General features: G+C 71.8%; 19 protein-coding genes. 12 read left to right on the forward strand and 7 right to left on the reverse strand.

Going from position 1 to position 17240, the window contains the following annotated elements:
• Positions 1-99: 99 nt before the first annotated feature.
• Positions 100-1233 carry an undecaprenyldiphospho-muramoylpentapeptide beta-N-acetylglucosaminyltransferase gene (murG, locus tag H4W81_RS16460; RefSeq protein WP_318781766.1) on the forward strand — a complete coding sequence of 378 codons (1134 nt, stop codon included), beginning with the start codon at positions 100-102 and terminating at the stop codon, positions 1231-1233.
• A gap of 2 nt (positions 1234-1235) precedes the next feature.
• Here murG and H4W81_RS16465 read toward each other — a convergent pair whose 3' ends face one another.
• The 4 genes from H4W81_RS16465 to H4W81_RS16480 all read right to left on the reverse strand — a co-directional run bounded on the left by H4W81_RS16465 (position 1236) and on the right by H4W81_RS16480 (position 5000).
• Positions 1236-2129, reverse strand: a complete 894-nt coding sequence (locus tag H4W81_RS16465) for a hypothetical protein (protein WP_192775623.1) — start codon at positions 2127-2129, stop codon at positions 1236-1238.
• 141 nt (positions 2130-2270) lie between these two features.
• Positions 2271-2927 carry a response regulator gene (locus H4W81_RS16470; RefSeq protein ID WP_192780833.1) on the reverse strand — a complete coding sequence of 219 codons (657 nt, stop codon included), beginning with the start codon at positions 2925-2927 and terminating at the stop codon, positions 2271-2273.
• Positions 2924-4015 (reverse strand): sensor histidine kinase, encoded by a 1092-nt coding sequence (locus H4W81_RS16475; protein ID WP_192775624.1) that lies wholly within the window; start codon positions 4013-4015, stop codon positions 2924-2926. The genes H4W81_RS16470 and H4W81_RS16475 overlap by 4 nt, the downstream gene beginning before the upstream one ends.
• Positions 4016-4043: 28 nt before the next feature.
• On the reverse strand, positions 4044-5000 hold the full coding sequence (locus H4W81_RS16480) for a helix-turn-helix transcriptional regulator (protein ID WP_192775625.1): 957 nt from the start codon (positions 4998-5000) through the stop codon (positions 4044-4046).
• A gap of 64 nt (positions 5001-5064) precedes the next feature.
• Between H4W81_RS16480 and H4W81_RS16485 the strand changes: the two genes are divergently transcribed.
• Positions 5065-5925 carry a DUF2268 domain-containing putative Zn-dependent protease gene (locus tag H4W81_RS16485; protein ID WP_192775626.1) on the forward strand — a complete coding sequence of 287 codons (861 nt, stop codon included), beginning with the start codon at positions 5065-5067 and terminating at the stop codon, positions 5923-5925.
• A 23-nt stretch (positions 5926-5948) separates the two neighbouring features.
• On the opposite strand, the gene H4W81_RS16490 is transcribed toward H4W81_RS16485, so the two are convergent.
• Both H4W81_RS16490 and H4W81_RS16495 read right to left on the reverse strand, forming a co-directional pair.
• Entirely contained in the window at positions 5949-6587 is a 639-nt protein-coding gene (locus H4W81_RS16490) for a response regulator transcription factor (RefSeq protein ID WP_225959761.1), read from the reverse strand.
• Positions 6587-7762, reverse strand: coding sequence for a sensor histidine kinase (locus tag H4W81_RS16495; protein WP_318781767.1), 1176 nt, complete (start codon positions 7760-7762; stop codon positions 6587-6589). Before H4W81_RS16495 ends, H4W81_RS16490 begins: the two co-directional genes overlap by 1 nt.
• 136 nt (positions 7763-7898) lie before the next feature.
• On the opposite strand from H4W81_RS16495, the gene H4W81_RS16500 reads away from it, so the two are divergent.
• From H4W81_RS16500 to H4W81_RS16510, 3 genes are all read left to right on the forward strand, one after another.
• Positions 7899-8477 carry a ClpP family protease gene (locus H4W81_RS16500; RefSeq protein WP_192775629.1) on the forward strand — a complete coding sequence of 193 codons (579 nt, stop codon included), beginning with the start codon at positions 7899-7901 and terminating at the stop codon, positions 8475-8477.
• Positions 8474-9091, forward strand: coding sequence for an ATP-dependent Clp protease proteolytic subunit (locus tag H4W81_RS16505; RefSeq protein WP_192775630.1), 618 nt, complete (start codon positions 8474-8476; stop codon positions 9089-9091). The genes H4W81_RS16500 and H4W81_RS16505 overlap by 4 nt, the downstream gene beginning before the upstream one ends.
• A gap of 204 nt (positions 9092-9295) precedes the next feature.
• Complete coding sequence (locus H4W81_RS16510) at positions 9296-10057, forward strand: TSUP family transporter (protein ID WP_192775631.1); 762 nt, start codon at positions 9296-9298, stop codon at positions 10055-10057.
• A gap of 21 nt (positions 10058-10078) precedes the next feature.
• Here H4W81_RS16510 and H4W81_RS16515 read toward each other — a convergent pair whose 3' ends face one another.
• Positions 10079-10819: a hypothetical protein gene (locus H4W81_RS16515; RefSeq protein ID WP_225958658.1), complete on the reverse strand. Its 741-nt coding sequence runs from the start codon at positions 10817-10819 to the stop codon at positions 10079-10081.
• A gap of 74 nt (positions 10820-10893) precedes the next feature.
• Between H4W81_RS16515 and H4W81_RS16520 the strand changes: the two genes are divergently transcribed.
• The 7 genes from H4W81_RS16520 to H4W81_RS16550 all read left to right on the forward strand — a co-directional run bounded on the left by H4W81_RS16520 (position 10894) and on the right by H4W81_RS16550 (position 17240).
• Positions 10894-11895: an AAA family ATPase gene (locus H4W81_RS16520; RefSeq protein ID WP_192775633.1), complete on the forward strand. Its 1002-nt coding sequence runs from the start codon at positions 10894-10896 to the stop codon at positions 11893-11895.
• A 67-nt stretch (positions 11896-11962) separates the two neighbouring features.
• Entirely contained in the window at positions 11963-12901 is a 939-nt protein-coding gene (locus H4W81_RS16525) for a DUF58 domain-containing protein (protein ID WP_318781768.1), read from the forward strand.
• A 31-nt stretch (positions 12902-12932) separates the two neighbouring features.
• A complete protein-coding gene (locus tag H4W81_RS16530) occupies positions 12933-13880 on the forward strand; it encodes a VWA domain-containing protein (RefSeq protein ID WP_192775634.1) in 948 nt (315 codons plus the stop codon).
• Positions 13881-13891: 11 nt separating this feature from the next.
• Complete coding sequence (locus tag H4W81_RS16535) at positions 13892-14482, forward strand: class I SAM-dependent methyltransferase (protein ID WP_192775635.1); 591 nt, start codon at positions 13892-13894, stop codon at positions 14480-14482.
• Positions 14479-15018 carry a TrmH family RNA methyltransferase gene (locus tag H4W81_RS16540; RefSeq protein ID WP_192775636.1) on the forward strand — a complete coding sequence of 180 codons (540 nt, stop codon included), beginning with the start codon at positions 14479-14481 and terminating at the stop codon, positions 15016-15018. Before H4W81_RS16535 ends, H4W81_RS16540 begins: the two co-directional genes overlap by 4 nt.
• A gap of 46 nt (positions 15019-15064) precedes the next feature.
• Positions 15065-15865: a glycerophosphodiester phosphodiesterase family protein gene (locus tag H4W81_RS16545; protein WP_192775637.1), complete on the forward strand. Its 801-nt coding sequence runs from the start codon at positions 15065-15067 to the stop codon at positions 15863-15865.
• A 10-nt stretch (positions 15866-15875) separates the two neighbouring features.
• A complete protein-coding gene (locus tag H4W81_RS16550; RefSeq protein ID WP_192775638.1) occupies positions 15876-17240 on the forward strand; it encodes an MFS transporter in 1365 nt (454 codons plus the stop codon).

The following is a 17240-nucleotide window of genomic DNA, read 5'->3' on the forward strand; positions in this document are numbered from 1 at the left end:
GGGAGATGGCCACCCGCGGCGGCCTCTCGCGCACCGCCAACACGCCCGACTCCTCGACCGGCCGCACCGGGTTCCGCTGTGCGGCAATACTCTGAGCCAGTGACACGAACCCTTCGTCTGCTGGTGACCGGTGGCGGCACCGGCGGCCACACCTATCCCGCCCTCACCACGCTGACGGCGTTGCAGCGCCGTCGCGTGCCCCACGACGTCCTGTGGGTCGGCACGGCCAGCGGCCTCGAGGCCAGGATCACCGCCGAGCACGGCATCCCGTTCAAGGCGATCACCACGGGCAAGCTGCGCCGCCGCCCCAATCTGCGCGAACTGGGCACCAACCTGGCCGACCTGTTCCGCATCCCGCTCGGGGTGGCGCAGGCGATCGGGCACGCGGCCCGCTACCAGCCCGACGTGGTCCTGTCGACCGGCGGGTACGTGGCGGTGCCCATCGGCGTGGCCGCCAAACTGCTGCGCCGCCCGCTGGTCATGCACGAACAGACCACGGTCGTGGGCCTGGCCAACCGCATCCTTGCCAGGATGGCCACCCGCATCGCGCTCTCGCACGAGTCGTCGCTGGAGTACCTGCCCGCCTCGGTGCGCGACAGGGCGGTCGTGACGGGCAACCCGGTGCGGGCCGAGCTGCTGCACGGCGACCGGGCCGCGGCCTACGACCAGTTCGGGCTGACCTTCGAGGTGCCGCTCATCTACGTGACGGGCGGCGCCCAGGGCAGCAAGCAGATCAACACGCTGATCGCGGAGATCCTGCCGCGGCTGCTGCCGTACGCGCAGGTGATCCACCAGTGCGGGTCGATGTGGATCGACGAGATGCGCGCCGTCGCCCTGCCACCCGGCCTGGCCGACCGCTACCATCCCGTCCCATACGTGGGCCCCGAGCTGCCCGACCTGTTCGCCGCGGCCGACGTGGTCATCGCGCGCAGCGGCGCGGGCACGGTCTCGGAGCTGACCGCGATCGGCAAGCCCTCGGTGCTCATCCCGCTGATCCCGTCAGGCGGCGACGAGCAGCGCAAGAACGCCGGCTACCTCGCCTCGGCGGGCGCCGCCAAGGCGCTGCTCGAGCCGGCTCCCTCCGCCGAGCAGCTGCTGTCCGAGCTGATGCCGCTGCTGGCCGACCCGGCGCTGCGCGCGTCGATGGCGGAGGCCGCGCACAAACTGGGCCGGCCGGACGCCGCCGAGGCACTGGCCGACGTGCTGCTGCAGACGGCCAGGCCGCCCAGGTAACCTCACCCGTCGAGGTAGCGGAAGGCCTCGTGGGCGGAGCTCACGCTCCGCCTCAGCGCCGTCTCCAGCCGGTCGGCGTCGTCGGCCAGCCCGGAGATCTCCGGTACGGCGAAGCCGTCCGCTCCCGACTCGGCGACCAGCTCCTCGTAGCGCGGCAGGCGGGCGCGCAGCTCCTCGATCTGGCCGCGCGCGTGGTAGGCCCGCTCGGCCTCGGCCACGTGGCCCGCGTAGCGCTCCAGCGCCTCGACCCTGGCCACCACCGCCGCCTCGCTGGTGAGCAGCGCGCGTTCGAGCGGCCGGACGGCTTGGGCCACCTCGGGCGCGACGCCCCCGGCGATGAGGTCGTTGTGCTCGGCCCGCAGGGACGACAGCTTGGCCAGCAGGCGGGCGATCTCCCACTCCTGCTGGGGCAGCATGACGAAGTTGCGCACGTTGTCGAGCAGCCCTTCGGCGTTGACGTGCGAGCCGAGGACGGAGTTGATCGCCCGCTGGGTGCGCGCCAGCAGCGGCAGCGCCTCGGCGTCGAAGTCCTCCCGCAGGTAGTAGCGGCCGTCGTACCACCTGGCCTGCTCGAACAGCTCGCGCTCCGCCGCCCGCGCCTCGTCCTGAGGCTTCGCGGCGGGCAGCGCCCTCGCCAGGAGCAGCATGAGAATCGCTCCCGTGGTGAGGACGACCAGCGGGAACAGGCCCGCGGCGGCGAAGACCAGGCCGAGCGCGACCAGCCCGGTGGCCTCCATCAGGACCAGCCCCCACGGCTGCCTGTCGTCGTCGGGCTCGCGCTCGGGCGGGCGGCCCCGCCGGAGCCTGGCCAGCTGCTCGGCGTTCGACTTCAGGGTCCAGGCCACCTCTTCGGGCACGCCCGGGTCGACGACGACCGTCACGTCCTGTCCAGACATCGCTTGGATCATACGGTCAGCCGTCGAGATGGCGGAAGGCCTCATGCGCCTGGCCCAGGCGGCGCCGCAGCGTCTCCTCAACAGCCCGGCGTCCTCGGCCGGCCGGTCGATCCCGGGCCCGGCCAGGCGGTCGGCGCCGGATCATCCGCCGCCGCCCGGCCGCACCAGCCCGCTCTCGTAGGCCAGCACCACGAGTTGCGCCCTGTCGTGCAGGCCCAGCTTGGACATGATCCGGTTGACGTGCGTCTTCACCGTCGCCGGGCTCATGAACAGCGTCTCGGCGATCTGCCCGTTGCTCAGCCCCTGCGCGATCCGGCCGAGCACCTGGCGTTCGCGCGCCGTCAGCACCGCCAGCCTGGCCTCGTCGGGGCGGGCGCCCTGGCTGGAGGCGAACTCCTCGATGAGCCGCCGCGTCACCCCGGGCGACAACAGCGCGTCGCCCCTGGCCGCCACCCTGACCGCGTGCCGCAGCTCGGCGGGCTCGGCGTCCTTCACCAGGAAGCCGCTGGCTCCCGCGCGCAACGCCTCGTAGACGTACTCGTCGAGGTCGAAGGTGGTCACCACGACCACCCGTGAGGTGCGGGCCGCGACGATCCTGCGGGTGGCCTCCAGGCCGTCGAGCTCGGGCATCCTGATGTCCATCAGCACCACGTCGGGCCGCAGCTCGGCGGCCTGCCGTACGGCCTCGCGCCCGTCGGCCGCCTCGCCCAGCACCGAGAGGTCCTGCTCGGTGTCGAGCAGCGCGCGCAGTCCGGCCCTGACGAGGGGCTGGTCGTCGGCCAGCAGCACGGTGATCACGCGGGCAGCCACGCGGCCACGCCGAACCCGCCCTCCGGCCGGTCGCCGGTGCTGAGCGCGCCGCCGACCGCGGCCACCCGCTCGGCCATGCCCGCCAGGCCGTGTCCCGCGCTCCTGTCGCCGCGCAGCCCCCCGCCGTCGTCGACGACCTCCACGACCACCCCTCCGCTCTCGTAGCGCAGCGTCACCTGCGCCGCGGCGGCTCTGGCGTGCCGCATGGTGTTGGTCAGCGCCTCCTGCACGATCCGGTACGCCGTCAGCTCGACGGCCGGTGACAGCGGCCGTCGATCGCCCTCGACGGCGAGCCGTACGGGCAGCGCCGTGGACGTGACGAGGTCGCCGAGCCGGTCGAGGCCGGGCATCGGCGACCTGCCCGCCTGGGCACCGTCGGCCTGTCGCAACACGCCCAGCAGGCCCTTCATCTCGGCCATGGCCTCGCGGCTGGCCGTACGGATGACGGCGAGGGCGGCGCGCGCCTCGGGCGGGCCGCCCGCGCGCTCGACGGCCTCGGCCGCGACGGCGGCCTGCAGCGCGATGAGCGAGACGGTGTGGGAGGTGACGTCGTGCAGTTCCCTGGCGACCTTGAGCCGTTCGTCGCGGGCCCGCCTGCGCGCCTCCTCCTCGCGGGTGCGCTCCAACTCGGCGATGTAGGCGCGCCTCGCCCTCGACACCTCGGCGAGCTGCCCCACCAGCGCCACGACCAGCACCCAGACCAGCAGCCCGGCCAGGTTGCCCGGGTCGGGAGTGCGCGCGACCCCCACGGCGGGGCAGGCCACGAGGAAGGCGGCGCCCGCCCAGCCCACCCGCCTGCGGCCCTCGGCGATCGCGGCGAACACCGCGATCAGCGCGGGCAGCGCCCACAGCGCGTAGGCGTAGCCGAGGGCGAGCAGGGCGGCCGCGGCCAGGCCGCACACCGCCACGCTCACCTCGGGCCTGCCGCGCAGCCAGGCCAGGCCGAGCGCGGTGGCCCCCAGCAGCGCGTAGCCGAGCACGTCGAGCGGGCGGGCGCCCTGCTGGTTGCCGTACGCCATGATCGTGGAGATGACCACGGCGACGGCGGCGCAGGGAACGAGGACGTATCTGCTCACAGCGCCCACGGTAGGCCGCCCTCGCTGCTCATGATTCGTATATCTTGCCGAGGTCCGCGACCGCCTGCCGCATGAGATCGCGTAGCTCGGCGGGGGCGAGGACCTCGACGCTCGCTCCCATCCGCAGCAGCAGCCAGCGGGCGTGCCTGATCGACTCGATCGGTACGGTCACCGTCCGCCACCCGTCGGGGTCGGGCTCCGGCTTCGGCACCGGGACGCTGAGCGTGTACTCCAGCAGGCCCTCGGCTCCGGGCTCGAACCGGATGACGGCCTCGGCGGTGTACATCTTCTCGCGGAAGTCCTTGGCGTAGGCCTGCCAGAACTCCGCCAGGTCGAACCCCTGCGGCCGCTCGAAGCCGCCTGCCACGGTCTCCAGTTCCAGGATGCGAGAGACGCGGTAGGTACGCGGGTCGGCGGAGGGCGGGGCGGCGATCATGTACCACGAGCCGCCCTTGAGCACCAGCCCGTACGGATGGATCACCCTGTCCACCTCCTGCTTCCCCCACCGCCGGTACCTCATGCGCAGCGGGCGCTGGTCCCATACGGCCTCGGCCACCTCGGCCAGGTGCGGGACGTCGTCGGCGGTGCGGTACCAGCTGGGCACGTCGAGGTGGAAGCGCTCGCGCATCCTGGCGGCCTGGGAGCGCGGCTCGGGCGGCAGTGCGGCCAGCAGCTTCAGCTCGGCGTTGGCCGCCACCTCCGCCAGGCCCAGCTCGGCGGCGGGGCCGGGCAGGGCGGCGAGGAACAGCGAGGAGGCCTCGGCGGCGGTGAGGCCATTCAGCCTGGTCCGGTAGCCGTCGAGCAGCTGGTATCCGCCGGCCGGGCCGCGGTCGGCGTAGACCGGCACGCCCGCCGAGGAGAGGGCCTCGACGTCGCGATAGACGGTCCTGACCGACACCTCGAGCTCCTCGGCCAGCTCGGTGGCGGTCATGCGGCCGCGCGTCTGGAGCAGCAGGAGGAGGGAGAGCAGACGGCTGGCACGCATCCCCCCATTCTGCCGCGGAAAACGATTTGAGCCTCACGTAACGTGAGCCTCTAGCCTCCCCGCCATGGAGTTCATCGTTCACGACACCTTCTCCGCGATGGCCGGCCTGCTGGAACGCCCGCTGGAGGACCGCCCCGCCCTGCTGTCGGAGATGCTGTCCCCCATGCGGGCCGCCATCCCCATGCCGGGCGACATCGTCGACATCCACCACATGGGCGCGGGCTTCCGCGTCGACCGCGAGGACGCGCGCTACCTGCCCGCCGTACGGAATCTCATCGACAGGGACGTCAAGGGCCAGATCGAGCGGACGCTGGCCGAGGCGGCCGACACCCTGAGCGCCTTCAACGGCCCCGACAGCCTGAACGTGATGTTCGTCCTCGGCGACCCCGACGACGACTACCTCATGAACGTCGCGGGCGGCTACTACGGCATGGGTTCCTACGGCGACTGGCTCTACGTCATCGCCTGGCCCCGCGAGGACGTCATCGACCGGATCGCGTACTGCGCGGTGCACGAGTTCCACCACAACGTCCGCTACCGCAACGTCGAGTGGAATCCGGCGACCGTCACCGTCGGCGAGCACGTCGTCTCCGAGGGCCTCGCCGAGGCGTTCGTCCGCGAGCTGTCGGGTCCCGAGGCCATGGGCCCCTGGTCGGCCTTCCCGCTCGCCGACGAGGTCTTCGACAAGATCGTCGCCGACCTCGACCTGCAGGGCATGGCCAACACGCCCGCCTACGTGCTCGGGGACACGGCGGTGAGCAGGTTCGGCCAGGAGCCGCGCGGCATCTCCGACATGGCGGGCTACGCGGCGGGCCTGCGGCTGGTCGAGGCGCACCTGGAGGCCACCGGCATGTCGGTGGCGGAGTGCACCGCGCTGCCCGCCGAGGAGATCCTCAAGGCCTGGCGAGCCACGCACCCCGCATAGCAGAACCGGCCCCGGCAGCCGAGTCAGCCCGGGGAGACGAAGCCCGACTCGTAGGCGGCGATGACGGCCTGGGTGCGGTCGCGGGCGTCGAGCTTGGCCAGCACGTTCCCCACGTGCGTCTTGATCGTCTCCTGGCTGACCACCAGCTCGGCGGCGATCTCCCCGTTGGACAGCCCCCTGGCCATCAGCCGCAGCACGTCGCCCTCCCGCCCGGTCAGCCTGCCGATGCCGGGCACCTCGGTGGACCGGCTCCGCGTCGCCGCCAGCGCCCGGATGGCGGCGGGGAACAGCAGCGCGTCGCCCGCGGCCACCACCCGCACGGCCCGCACCAGGTCGTCGGGCTTGGTGCGCTTCAGCAGGAAGCCGCTGGCCCCCGCCCGCAGCGCGTCGTAGACGTAGTCGTCGTTCTCGAACGTCGTCACGACGAGCACCTTGGGCGGGTCGTCGAGCGCGACCAGCTGCCTGGTGGCCTGGATGCCGTCGACGCGCGGCATCCTGACGTCCATCAGCACCACGTCGGGGCGCTGCGCGCGCACCACGGGGACGACCTCGGCGCCGTCGGCCGCCTCGCCGACGACGCTGAGGTCGGGTTCGGAATCGACGATGATCCGCAGACCGGTGCGGATGAGGGCCTCGTCGTCGGCTATCACGACCTTGAGCATCACACCCCAGACCGTAGCGGCAGCCGTACCGACACCTGCCACTCCCCCGCCCCCGCGGGGCCCGCGCGCAGCGTGCCACGCAGCAGGCCCACCCGTTCGCGCATGCCGGCGACCCCTCTGCCGCCGCCGTGTCCCTCCGTGCCCGCGGCGTTGGTCACCTCGATGCTCAGCTGGTCATCGCGTACGGCGGCGGCCAGCCGGACGGCGCCGCCGTCGCCGTGTTTGATGGCGTTGGTCAGCGCCTCCTGGACGATCCGGTAGGCCTCCCTCGAGACCACCGCGGGCACCGCCGACAGGTCACCCACCTCGCGCGTGACGTCGGCGCCTGAGGTGCGGATCAGCTCGTCGAGGTCGGCGAGCGTCGCCTGCGGCGCCCTGGCCTGCGGATCCTCCCTCAGGACGCCCAGCACGTGGTCGAGGTCCTCCAGCGCGGCCCTGGCCGACTGCTCGATGGCCTCCAGCGCGCTCCTGGCGGTCGCGGGGTCGCGCTCGAGGATCCTGCCCGCCGCCGAGGCCTGCAGGGTGACCACGCTCAGCGCGTGGCCGACGGAGTCGTGCAGCTCGCGGGCCAGCCTGTTGCGCTCGGCCAGCGTGCGGGCCTGCTCCTCGGCGAGGGCCAGCCGGTCGGAGGACGAGGGGCCGAGCAGCACGGGCGCCAGCCTGGCCAGCAGCGCGCCCGCCCCTTCGACCAGCGCCACCAGCAGCACGAGGAAGGCCAGCCCGCCCAGCGGCCACCAGCCGTGCGCGCCGCCGTCGCCGAGGATGCCGAGCCGGTCGCCGGTGAAGGGCACCGCGATCGCCCACACCGTGAACGGCACGACCGCCAGCGTGATGCCGCTGACGATCCCGCCGACGGCCAGGTGCAGCGTGAACCAGGCGGCCGTGCGCCGCCGTTCGGACCAGGTGCGGGCGCGGCGCGGCAGCGGGTCGATCCGCGCGCCGAGCAGCCCCTCGGCCGCCGACACCTCGAAGGCGCGCAGCGGCAGGAACAGCCCCGTCACCGCCACCAGCGGCAGAACCGCGACGAAGACCAGCACGTCGATGGGCAGCAGGAGCACCGCCCCCGATCTGCCCACCATGCCGCTGACCAGCACCCCGAGCATCATGTACGGCATGAGCAGCGCCCCGCCGAGGACGAGGCAGGCCCACCTGCGGGCGACGAGGGTCCATCTCACAGCGGCCATTCTATGTCGACGTTTATTCACTCCGAGCTGAATGCGCTTTTGGTGAAATCCGCTCACGGAGAAAGACGCGACGAATTCGAGCCGCTTCTGGATAACGTCGCATTAGTACCGAGAGAAAGGCGCACTCATGACGGAGGCCCCTCGCACCGCCTGGCCGGAGCAGCTCAGCCAGCGTTTGCTGAAGGAACGCATTCTGGTTCTCGGCCAGGAGGTCGACGACGACATATGCAATCGGCTGTGCGGCGAGCTGCTATTGCTGGCCGCCGAGGATCCGCACCGCGACATCACTCTTTACATCAATTCCCCCGGCGGTTCCGTGCACGCGGGGATGGCGCTTTACGACATGATGCAGTTCGTCCCCTGCGACGTCGCGACGGTCGCGATGGGTTTCGCCGCCTCCATGGGGCAGTTCCTGCTGAGCGGCGGCACGCCCGGCAAGCGCTACGCCCTCCCGCACGCCAGGGTGGTCATGCACCAGCCGCTCGGCGGCATCGGCGGCACCGCCACCGACATCCAGATCCAGGCGGAGAACCTGCTCTACACCAAGCGGCTGATGGCCGAGCTGATCGCGCAGCACACCGGGCAGCCGCTCGAGCGCGTCCAGGCCGACTCCGACAGGGACCGCTGGTTCACCGCGCAGGAGGCCAAGGAGTACGGATTCGTCGACCATGTGGTCGCCAGCGCCAACGGGGTGATCCAGCGATGAACGCCAGATACGTGCTGCCCTCCTTCGTCGAGCGCACCAGTTACGGCGTGAAGGAGATGAACCCCTACAACAAGCTGTTCGAGGACCGGATCATCTTCATCGGCACGCCGATCGACGACACCTCGGCCAACGACGTGATGGCGCAGCTGCTCACGCTGGAGGGGCTCGACCCCGACCGCGACATCCAGCTCTACATCAACTCGCCGGGCGGCTCGTTCACCGCGATGACCGCCATCTACGACACGATGCAGTTCGTCAGACCGCAGATCCAGACGGTGTGCATCGGTGAGGCCAGCTCGGCCGCCGCGGTGCTGCTGGCCGCGGGCGCGCCGGGCAAGCGCGCCGCGCTGCCGCACGCGCGCATCCTGCTCCACCAGCCGGCCACCGAGGGCGGCCGGGGCCAGTCGAGCGACCTGGAGATCCACGCGCGCGAGATCCTCCGGATGCGCGACCAGCAGGAGGAGATCCTGGCCAAGCACACGGGACGGCCCGCGAGCGAGGTCAGGAAGGACATCGAGCGCGATCGGTACATGACGGCCGAGCAGGCGCGCACGTACGGGCTGATCGACGACGTGTTCCCCAGCAGGAAGCGACCGCTGGTCGCCGCCCACTGACGGGCGGGCGCCTCGGTGACGCCTCCCCTGGCGGGGCGCTCGCAGGTCACGGCGGGCGCCCGTCCCGGTCCCCGCGCGAAGATGGGCCGCGCGGGGACCGGATCCCGCCAGACCATGCCACGAACCCCCACCCCCGGGCACCTCACCAAATCTTGGCCTATACCCTGCTGAGGGATTGGATGGCTCAGGCGGGGGAGAGTCGGCGTGCCGCTGGAACAGGTCGTCATTCTGCTGGTGGCGGCCGCGGGCGCCGGCTGGGTCGACGCCGTCGTCGGCGGCGGCGGTCTGCTGCAGCTGCCCGCCCTCATGGTCGCGGGCGTCCCGACCATCCAGGCCATCGCCACCAACAAGCTGTCGTCCATCTTCGGCACCGCCTCCGCGGCCTTCACCTACGTGCGCACCACCAAGCTCGACCGGCAGGTGGCCGTCCCCGCGGGAGTACTCGCCGTCCTGTGCTCGGGGCTCGGCGCCTCCGCCGCCGCGGCGATCTCCTCCGACGTCCTGCGCCCGCTGGTGATGGTGATCCTGCTCGGCGTGGCGGCCTTCGTCACCCTGCGCCCGTCCTTCGGCGCGCTGCCCCAGCCGCACCTGCGCACCCGCGCCAGAGTGGGAGCGGCGATCCTGGCCTCGGGCGTGCTGATCGCCTTCTACGACGGCATCATGGGCCCGGGCACCGGCACCTTCCTCATCATCGCGTTCACCACGCTCCTCGGGCTCGACTTCGTGCACGCCTCGGCCACCTCGAAGATCATCAACACCGGCACCAACCTCGGCGCGCTGCTGGTCTTCGGCTACCAGGGGCACATCCTCTGGGCGCTCGGCCTCGGCATGGCGGTCTGCAACATCGCCGGCGCGCAGCTCGGCGCCAGGATGGCGCTCAGGCGCGGCACCGGCTTCGTCCGCGTCGTGCTGTTGTGCGTCGTGGTGGCGATGGTGGCCAGGCTGGGCTGGCAGCAGTTCGGCTGAGCGCACCGCGGCCGGGGCGCGTCAGATCGGGTTGCCCTCGTCGCTGTCGTCGCCGGGCGACTGTCCGGGCGTGTTCCTGCCCGTCTCCCCCGGTGAGGGGGTGGGCTGGGGCTCCTGCGGCTCGGGCGAGGCGGGCACCGGCGGCGGGCTCGGCGCGTACTGCGTGGGCGGCATCGGCCGCGGCATCGGGGTGCTGTCGTCCTCACCCCTGAACAGCAGCAGCGCGATCACCGCGCCCAGCAACAGCAGCAGCGCCAGCACCGCGGCCGCGACGAGCACCCTTCGCCTCGTCTCCGTCAGCGGCGGCCGCGGGCGCGGCGGCGCGGGCAGCGCGGGCGCCCTGTCGGCCAGCCAGTACGGCACGAAGTCGGGCCCGTGCACCTCGCCGATCAGCGTGCCGCCCACCATGACGGGCTCGAGGAAGCGCTCGGCCCCCGGCCGTCCGGGCGTGTACGGCACCGCCACCCACGGCGCCTCGCTCAGGTCCGCGGCCAGGACGGGCGGCCCCTCGATCGTGGTGGTCCGCCCCGTGGCCCTGGCCACCCAGCCTCTGACCCCCGAGGAGGAGCGGATGGCCGTGACGAACCGTTCGCGGGCCGAAGGGTCGAGCGCCGCGCCTCTGGTGAGCAGCGCGATCGACACCGCCCTGCCGTCGGCCGCCTGGCCGAGGTAGACCAGCCCCGCGGGCACCGTGGACAGGCGGGCCTGCACGGCGAACCCCCCGAGTCGTGGCGGGTCACCGTACTGGAGCGGAGCGGCCATACGAGTCATCAAAGCACGTATACCCGGCGCGGCGGGTGGTGCACCAATAAGCCTTGTTTGGTGGAATAGCACACATGAGCGCTGCCGAAGAGCTGTCGACAGGTACGGACGCGGCCGTGCTGCGTCAGACCCTTGAGGAGGTCCGGCGCGTCATCGTCGGACAGGATCACATGGTCGAGCGGCTGGTGGTCGCGCTCCTGGCGCGTGGCCACTGCCTGCTGGAGGGCGTGCCCGGCGTGGCGAAGACGCTGGCCGCCTCGACGCTGGCCACGGTGGTGGGCGGCACGTTCGCCCGCATCCAGTTCACCCCCGACCTCGTGCCGAGCGACATCGTCGGCACCCGCGTCTACCACCCCTCCAGCGAGCAGTTCGACGTCGAGCTCGGCCCCGTCTTCGTCAACTTCCTGCTCGCCGACGAGATCAACCGCGCCCCCGCCAAGGTCCAGTCCGCCCTGCTGGAGGTGATGGCCGAGCGGCAGGTCACGCTTGCCGGCGTCACCCACCCGCTGCCGAGGCCCTTCATCGTGCTGGCCACCCAGAACCCGATCGAGTCGGAGGGCGTCTATCCGCTGCCCGAGGTGCAGCGCGACCGGTTCCTGTTCAGGGTCAGGGTGCCGCACCCGTCCGCGCAGGAGGAGCTGGAGATCCTGCACAGGATGAGCGTCACGCCGCCCGTGCCCGAGGCGATCCTCGACCCCGAGCGGCTGATGGCCCTGCAGCGGCAGGCCGAGCAGGTCTCGGTGCACCAGCTGGTCGCCGACTACGTGGTGCGCCTGGTGATGTCCACCCGCTCCCCCGCCGAGTACGGCATGCCCGACCTGGCCGACACGATCGAGATCGGCGTGAGCCCCCGCGCGACGCTCGGCCTGGTCGCGGCGGGACGGGCGCTCGCGGTGCTGCGGGGGCGCGACTACCTGCTGCCCGACGACGTGCGCGACGTGGCCGTCGACGTGATGGGGCATCGGCTGATGCTCACCTTCGACGCCCTCGCCGACGGCGTCGATCCGGAGAACGTGGTCAGGCAGATCCTGCACAGCGTGCCTCCGCCCCTGGTCGTCTGGAACCAGAGCAGGTGACGGAGCGAAGCGAGGGCACCCATATGCACAGCACGATCCTCGCCCCGGCGCCGACGAAGGAGGCGCCGTGACGAACCAGGCCGAGCAGGCGCTGCGCAGGCTCGAGCTGACGATCACCCGGAAGCTGGACGGCATGCTGCACGGCCAGCACCAGGGCCTGCTGCCGGGCCCCGGCAGCGAGGCGGGCGACAGCAGGGTCTACGTGCCGGGCGAGGACGACGTGCGGCGGATGGACTGGGCGGTCACCGCCCGCACGACGGTCCCGCACGTGCGCGACCTGGTCTCCGACCGGGAGCTCGAGACCTGGGCGCTGGCCGACCTGTCGCCGAGCATGGACTTCGGCACCACCGACACCGACAAGCGCGACCTCGTGGTCTCGGCGATCGGCGCGATCGGCTTCCTGACCAGCAGGATGGGCGACCGCTTCGGCGCGCTGGTGCTGCACGACGACGCGCTGCACCGGATGCCGGCGCGGACCGGCAGGCCCGCGCTGTACGGCCTGCTGCACTCCCTGCTCGACGCGCCGCGCGGGCGGGCCGTACCCGACGCGCCCGACCTGGCCGAGGGAATCGACGTGCTGGCCGCCATGCGCAGGCGGCACGGGCTGCGGGTGGTGGTCTCCGACTTCCTCGAGGCGCACCCGAGCCTCGACCCCGACGTGGAGCGGTCATGGGAGCGGCCGATCAGGCGGCTGGCGGCGCGCCACCAGGTGCTGGCCATCGAGGTGATGGACCCCCGCGAACTCGAGCTTCCGGACGTCGGCACGGTAGCGTTCACAGACCCGGAGACTGGGCACGTAAGCGACGTACACCTTTCGCCGCGGGTGCGCGCGGCCTACGCGGAGGCGGCGGCCCTGCAGCGGGAGGGCACCCGGGCCGCGCTGCGCAGGGCCGGGGTGGCCCACGTGGTGCTGCGCACCGACAGGGACTGGGTGTTCGACATCGCGCAGTTCGCGCTACGCCAGCGGCGCATGGCGCACCTGGCACACCGGAGGGCGGGCACGTGAGCGAGGAAGCCGACCAGGGACAGGAGAGTTCGTGACGTTCTTGGCGTCGGGTTATCTGTGGCTGTTCGCGCTGGTGGCACTGGTGGTCGCGGCCTACGTCGCGGCGCAGTTCAGACGGCGCCGCTACACCGTGCGCTTCACCAACCTGGCCCTGCTGAACATGGTCGCGCCCAGCGGGCCCGGCTGGCGGCGCCACGTCGCGCCCCTGCTGTTCCTGATGATGATGAGCCTGCTGGTCATCGGCGCGGCCAGACCCGCCGACCAGGTGCGCGTCCCCCGCGACCGGGCGACCATCATGGTGGCGCTGGACGTGTCGCTGTCGATGGACGCCGACGACGTCTCACCCAGCAGGATCGCGGCTGCCAGGATCGCCGCGCAGACATTCGTGCGCGGCCTGCCCGAACGCTTCAACGTCGGGCTGGTCTCCTTCGCCCGCTCCGCCAACGTGGTCATCTCCCCCACCACCGACAGGCAGGCGGTCGTCACCGCGCTCGGCAACCTCAACACCCGTCCAGGCACCGCCATCGGCGAGGCGGTCTTCAACTCCCTCGATTCCATCCGCTCCTTCGACCAGCGCGCCGTCACCGACCCGCCGCCCGCCGCGATCGTGCTGCTGTCCGACGGCGACAACACCTCAGGACGCTCGGTGAACGAGGCCGTCGAGGCCGCCAAGCAGGCCCGGGTGCCCGTCTCGACCATCGCGTACGGCACGCAGGACGGCACCGTCATGATCGACGGGCGCCCGGTGACCGTACCGGTGAACAAGGCCACCCTGCAGACGCTGTCGGAGGGCACCTCGGGCCGCGCCTACACCGCCGAGTCGGGCAACGAGCTGCGCCAGGTCTACGAGCAGATCGGCACGTCCCTCGGGTTCAAGACGGTCAGCCAGGAGATCAGCCAGTACTTCATCATCGCGGCGATCGTCGCCGGCCTGCTCGTCGCCGCGGCGGCCATCCTGCTCGGCCACCGCATCCCCTAAGCTTTTCGCACGTGGCCCACTATTTCGAGGAGCAGCCCCAGGCTGCGAGCAGACCGGCGAGCGTCGACCTGGTCCTGCCCGACCTGCATCTGAGGCTGGAGACCGACAGGGGCGTCTTCTCCCCCGAACGGATCGACCTCGGCACCCGTGTCCTGCTCGAGAGCGTGCCCGCGCCTCCACAGGAGGGCGACCTGCTCGACCTGGGCTGCGGCTACGGCCCCATCGCGCTGACCATGGCCTCCCGCGCGCCCGCCGCGACCGTGTGGGCCGTCGACGTCAACAGGAGGTCGCTCGAGCTGACCGAGCGCAACGCCAGGGCCGCCGCCCTTGACAAAGTAAGAACCGCGCACGTCGACGAGGTTCCCGAGGACGTGCGCTTCGCCGCGATCTGGTCCAACCCGGCGATCCGCATCGGCAAGCAGGCCATGCACGAGATGCTGACCCGCTGGCTGACCAGGCTGACCCCCGACGGGGTCGCCTACCTCGTGGTGCAGAAGCACCTCGGCTCCGACTCCCTGCAGCGCTGGCTGTCCGACCAGGGCTGGCAGGCCTCTCGCGAGGCCTCCCGCGCCGCGTACCGAATCCTGAAGGTGACCCGATGAGAAAGCAACTGCGCCCGACCGACGTCAAGCGGCTCAACCGCACCTGGCGCAGGAGCACGGAGAACCGCCTGTCGATGATCGTGGAGTCGGTGACGGGCCCGTTCAACATCGGCTCGATCTTCCGCAGCGCCGCCGCGTTCGGCGTCGACCGGATCTGGCTGGCCGGCAACGCCACGCCGCCGACCAACCCCAAGGCGGGCAAGGTGGCGCTCGGCACCGACCGGCTCGTGGCGTGGAAGGAGGCGGTCCCCGTCCTCGACGCGGTGCGCGAGGCCAAGGACGACGGCTACACCGTGATCGCGATCGAGCTCACCGGCGAGGCCCAGCCCCTGCACCGCACCAACCTCGACCGCGACGTGTGCCTGGTGGTCGGGAGTGAAGACCACGGCTGCTCCCCCGCCCTGCTCGACGCCGCCGACCTGGCCGCCTACATCCCGCAGGTCGGGCGGGTCGGCTCCTTCAACGTCAGTGTGGCGGCGGCCATCGCGCTGTCTGAGGCACGCCGACAGGAATGGAGTAAATTGCCCGAGTCGTAACCCCGGCGACGTGACGCGCCGAGCTCACAGGCGGCATACTCGCCGTGTGCTCAGCCGTCGTTTCGCCTTCCTCGACCATCCGGGCCCGCTGGCCTTCGCCCACCGCGGTGGCGCCCTCGAAGGGCACGAGAACACCGCCGCGGCCTTCGAGCGGGCCGTACGGATGGGATACGAGTACCTCGAGACCGACGCGCACGCGACCTCCGACGGCGTGCTGCTGGCCTTCCACGACCACACCCTCGACCGGGTCACCGACCGCAGGGGCAGGATCGCCGAACTGCCCTACAGCGCCGTTCGGCACGCCCGCATCGGCGGCACTGACGAGATCCCGCTGATGGAGGACCTCCTCGGCTCCTTCCCTTCGGCGAAGTTCAACATCGACGTCAAGGAGGCGGGCGCGATCAGGCCGCTCGCCGAGATGGTCAGGCGCACCAACGCCTACGAGCGGATCTGCCTGACCTCCTTCTCCGACGAGCGCCTGGCCAGGGCGCGCGCGGCGATGGGCCGCGAGGTCTGCTCGGCGCTCGGCCCCCGCGGCGTGGCGGCACTGCGCGCCGCCGCCGCCACCTCGGGCTACGGCCGCGTGCTGACCAGGCTGGTCCGCGCGGGCGTGCCCTGCGCGCAGGTGCCGGTCGGCTTCCGCGGTCTGCGCGTCACCACCCACGCCCTGGTGCGTACGGCGCACGCCCTCGGCATGCAGGTCCACGTGTGGACCATCAACGACACCCTGCGCATGGACTACCTGCTCGACCTCGGGGTCGACGGCATCATGACCGACAACATCTCCGGCCTGCGCGACGTCCTCGACCGGCGCGGGCTCTGGCATCCCGGCCAGCTCGCAGCCTAGGAGCCCTCCCTTGGCAGTTCCCACCCCCCCTGCCGTCTTCGACGACTCCCCCACCGCCCGCCGCCGCGAGCAGCGGGGCTGGTACTGGTACGACTGGGCGAACTCGGCGTTCCCCACCACCGTGCTGACGGTCTTCCTCGGGCCGTACCTCACCGACATCGCCGAGGCCGCCGCGGCGGGCGCGCCGTACGTGGACGTGCTCGGCTTCGACGTGCGGCCGAGCGCCTACTACTCCTTCGTGGTCGGCGTGGCCGCGGTGCTGCAGATCGTGCTGATGCCGATCGCGGGGGCGCTGGCCGACCACACCGGGCGCAAGAAGGAGCTCATGGGCTTCTTCGCCCTGCTCGGCGCGGCGGCGACCGTGTGCTTCTGGTTCGCCTCCGACGGGCGCTACCTGCTGGGCGGCGCGCTGTTCCTGGTCGCCAACATCGGGTTCGCCTGCGCGTTCGTCATCTACAACTCCTTCCTGCCCGAGATCGCCGCGCCCTCCGAGCGCGACAGGGTCTCGGGCATGGGCTGGGGGTTCGGCTACCTCGGCGGCGGGCTGCTGCTGGCCGTCCATCTGGTGCTGTTCCTGCGGGCCGAGTCGTTCGGCCTGGACGGCGGCACCGCGGCGCGCATCGCGCTGAGCTCGGCGGGGCTGTGGTGGGGCGGGTTCACGATCATCCCGCTGCTCCGGCTGCGCAACAGGCGGGGCCTGGCCGCCCGTGGCGAGAGCGCGGGTCAGGCGGTCGCCGGCAGCTTCAGGCAGCTCGGCAGGACCGCCATGGATCTGCGCCGCTATCCGCTCACGCTGGCCTTCCTGGTGGCCTACCTGCTCTACAACGACGGCGTGCAGACCGTGATCTCCTTCTCGGCGACCTTCGCCGACAAGGAGCTCGAGCTGGACCAGACCGTGCAGATCGGCGCGATCCTCATGGTGCAGTTCGTCGCCTTCGGCGGCGCGCTGCTGCTCAGCCGCCTGGCCAGGACCTTCGGCGCCAAACAGGTCGTGCTGGCGGCCCTGGTGGCCTGGACCGCGGTCGTCTGCGTGGCCTACTTCCTGCCCAAGGGGTCGGCGACGGCCTTCTTCGCGCTGGGCTTCGCGATCGCGATCGTCATGGGCGGCACGCAGGCGCTGTCGCGTTCGCTGTTCTCGCACGTGATCCCGCGCGGCAAGGAGGCCGAGTACTACAGCCTCTACGAGATCAGCGACAAGGGCTCGACCTTCCTCGGCTCGTTCACGCTCGGCATGGCGCTGCAGCTGACCGACAGCTACCGGCTCGGCATCATCTCGTTGATCATCTTCTTCGTGCTGGGCGGTGCGCTGCTGGCGGCCGTCAACCTGCCCAAGGCGATCCGCGCGGCGGGCAACGAGGTGCCCGAGCGCCTCTGA

Source organism: Nonomuraea africana (genome assembly GCF_014873535.1).
Classification (GTDB): domain Bacteria; phylum Actinomycetota; class Actinomycetes; order Streptosporangiales; family Streptosporangiaceae; genus Nonomuraea; species Nonomuraea africana.

What these genes read in the sequence shown, in the direction of transcription:
- H4W81_RS16465 (WP_192775623.1), bottom strand. Translation starts at nt 2,129, where the DNA reads ATGTCTGGACAGGACGTGACGGTCGTCGTCGACCCGGGCGTGCCCGAA.
- H4W81_RS16480 (WP_192775625.1), bottom strand. Translation starts at nt 5,000, where the DNA reads ATGCGTGCCAGCCGTCTGCTCTCCCTCCTCCTGCTGCTCCAGACGCGC.
- H4W81_RS16485 (WP_192775626.1), top strand. Translation starts at nt 5,065, where the DNA reads ATGGAGTTCATCGTTCACGACACCTTCTCCGCGATGGCCGGCCTGCTG.
- H4W81_RS16490 (WP_225959761.1), bottom strand. Translation starts at nt 6,587, where the DNA reads ATGCTCAAGGTCGTGATAGCCGACGACGAGGCCCTCATCCGCACCGGT.
- H4W81_RS16500 (WP_192775629.1), top strand. Translation starts at nt 7,899, where the DNA reads ATGACGGAGGCCCCTCGCACCGCCTGGCCGGAGCAGCTCAGCCAGCGT.
- H4W81_RS16505 (WP_192775630.1), top strand. Translation starts at nt 8,474, where the DNA reads ATGAACGCCAGATACGTGCTGCCCTCCTTCGTCGAGCGCACCAGTTAC.
- H4W81_RS16515 (WP_225958658.1), bottom strand. Translation starts at nt 10,819, where the DNA reads ATGGCCGCTCCGCTCCAGTACGGTGACCCGCCACGACTCGGGGGGTTC.
- H4W81_RS16520 (WP_192775633.1), top strand. Translation starts at nt 10,894, where the DNA reads ATGAGCGCTGCCGAAGAGCTGTCGACAGGTACGGACGCGGCCGTGCTG.
- H4W81_RS16540 (WP_192775636.1), top strand. Translation starts at nt 14,479, where the DNA reads ATGAGAAAGCAACTGCGCCCGACCGACGTCAAGCGGCTCAACCGCACC.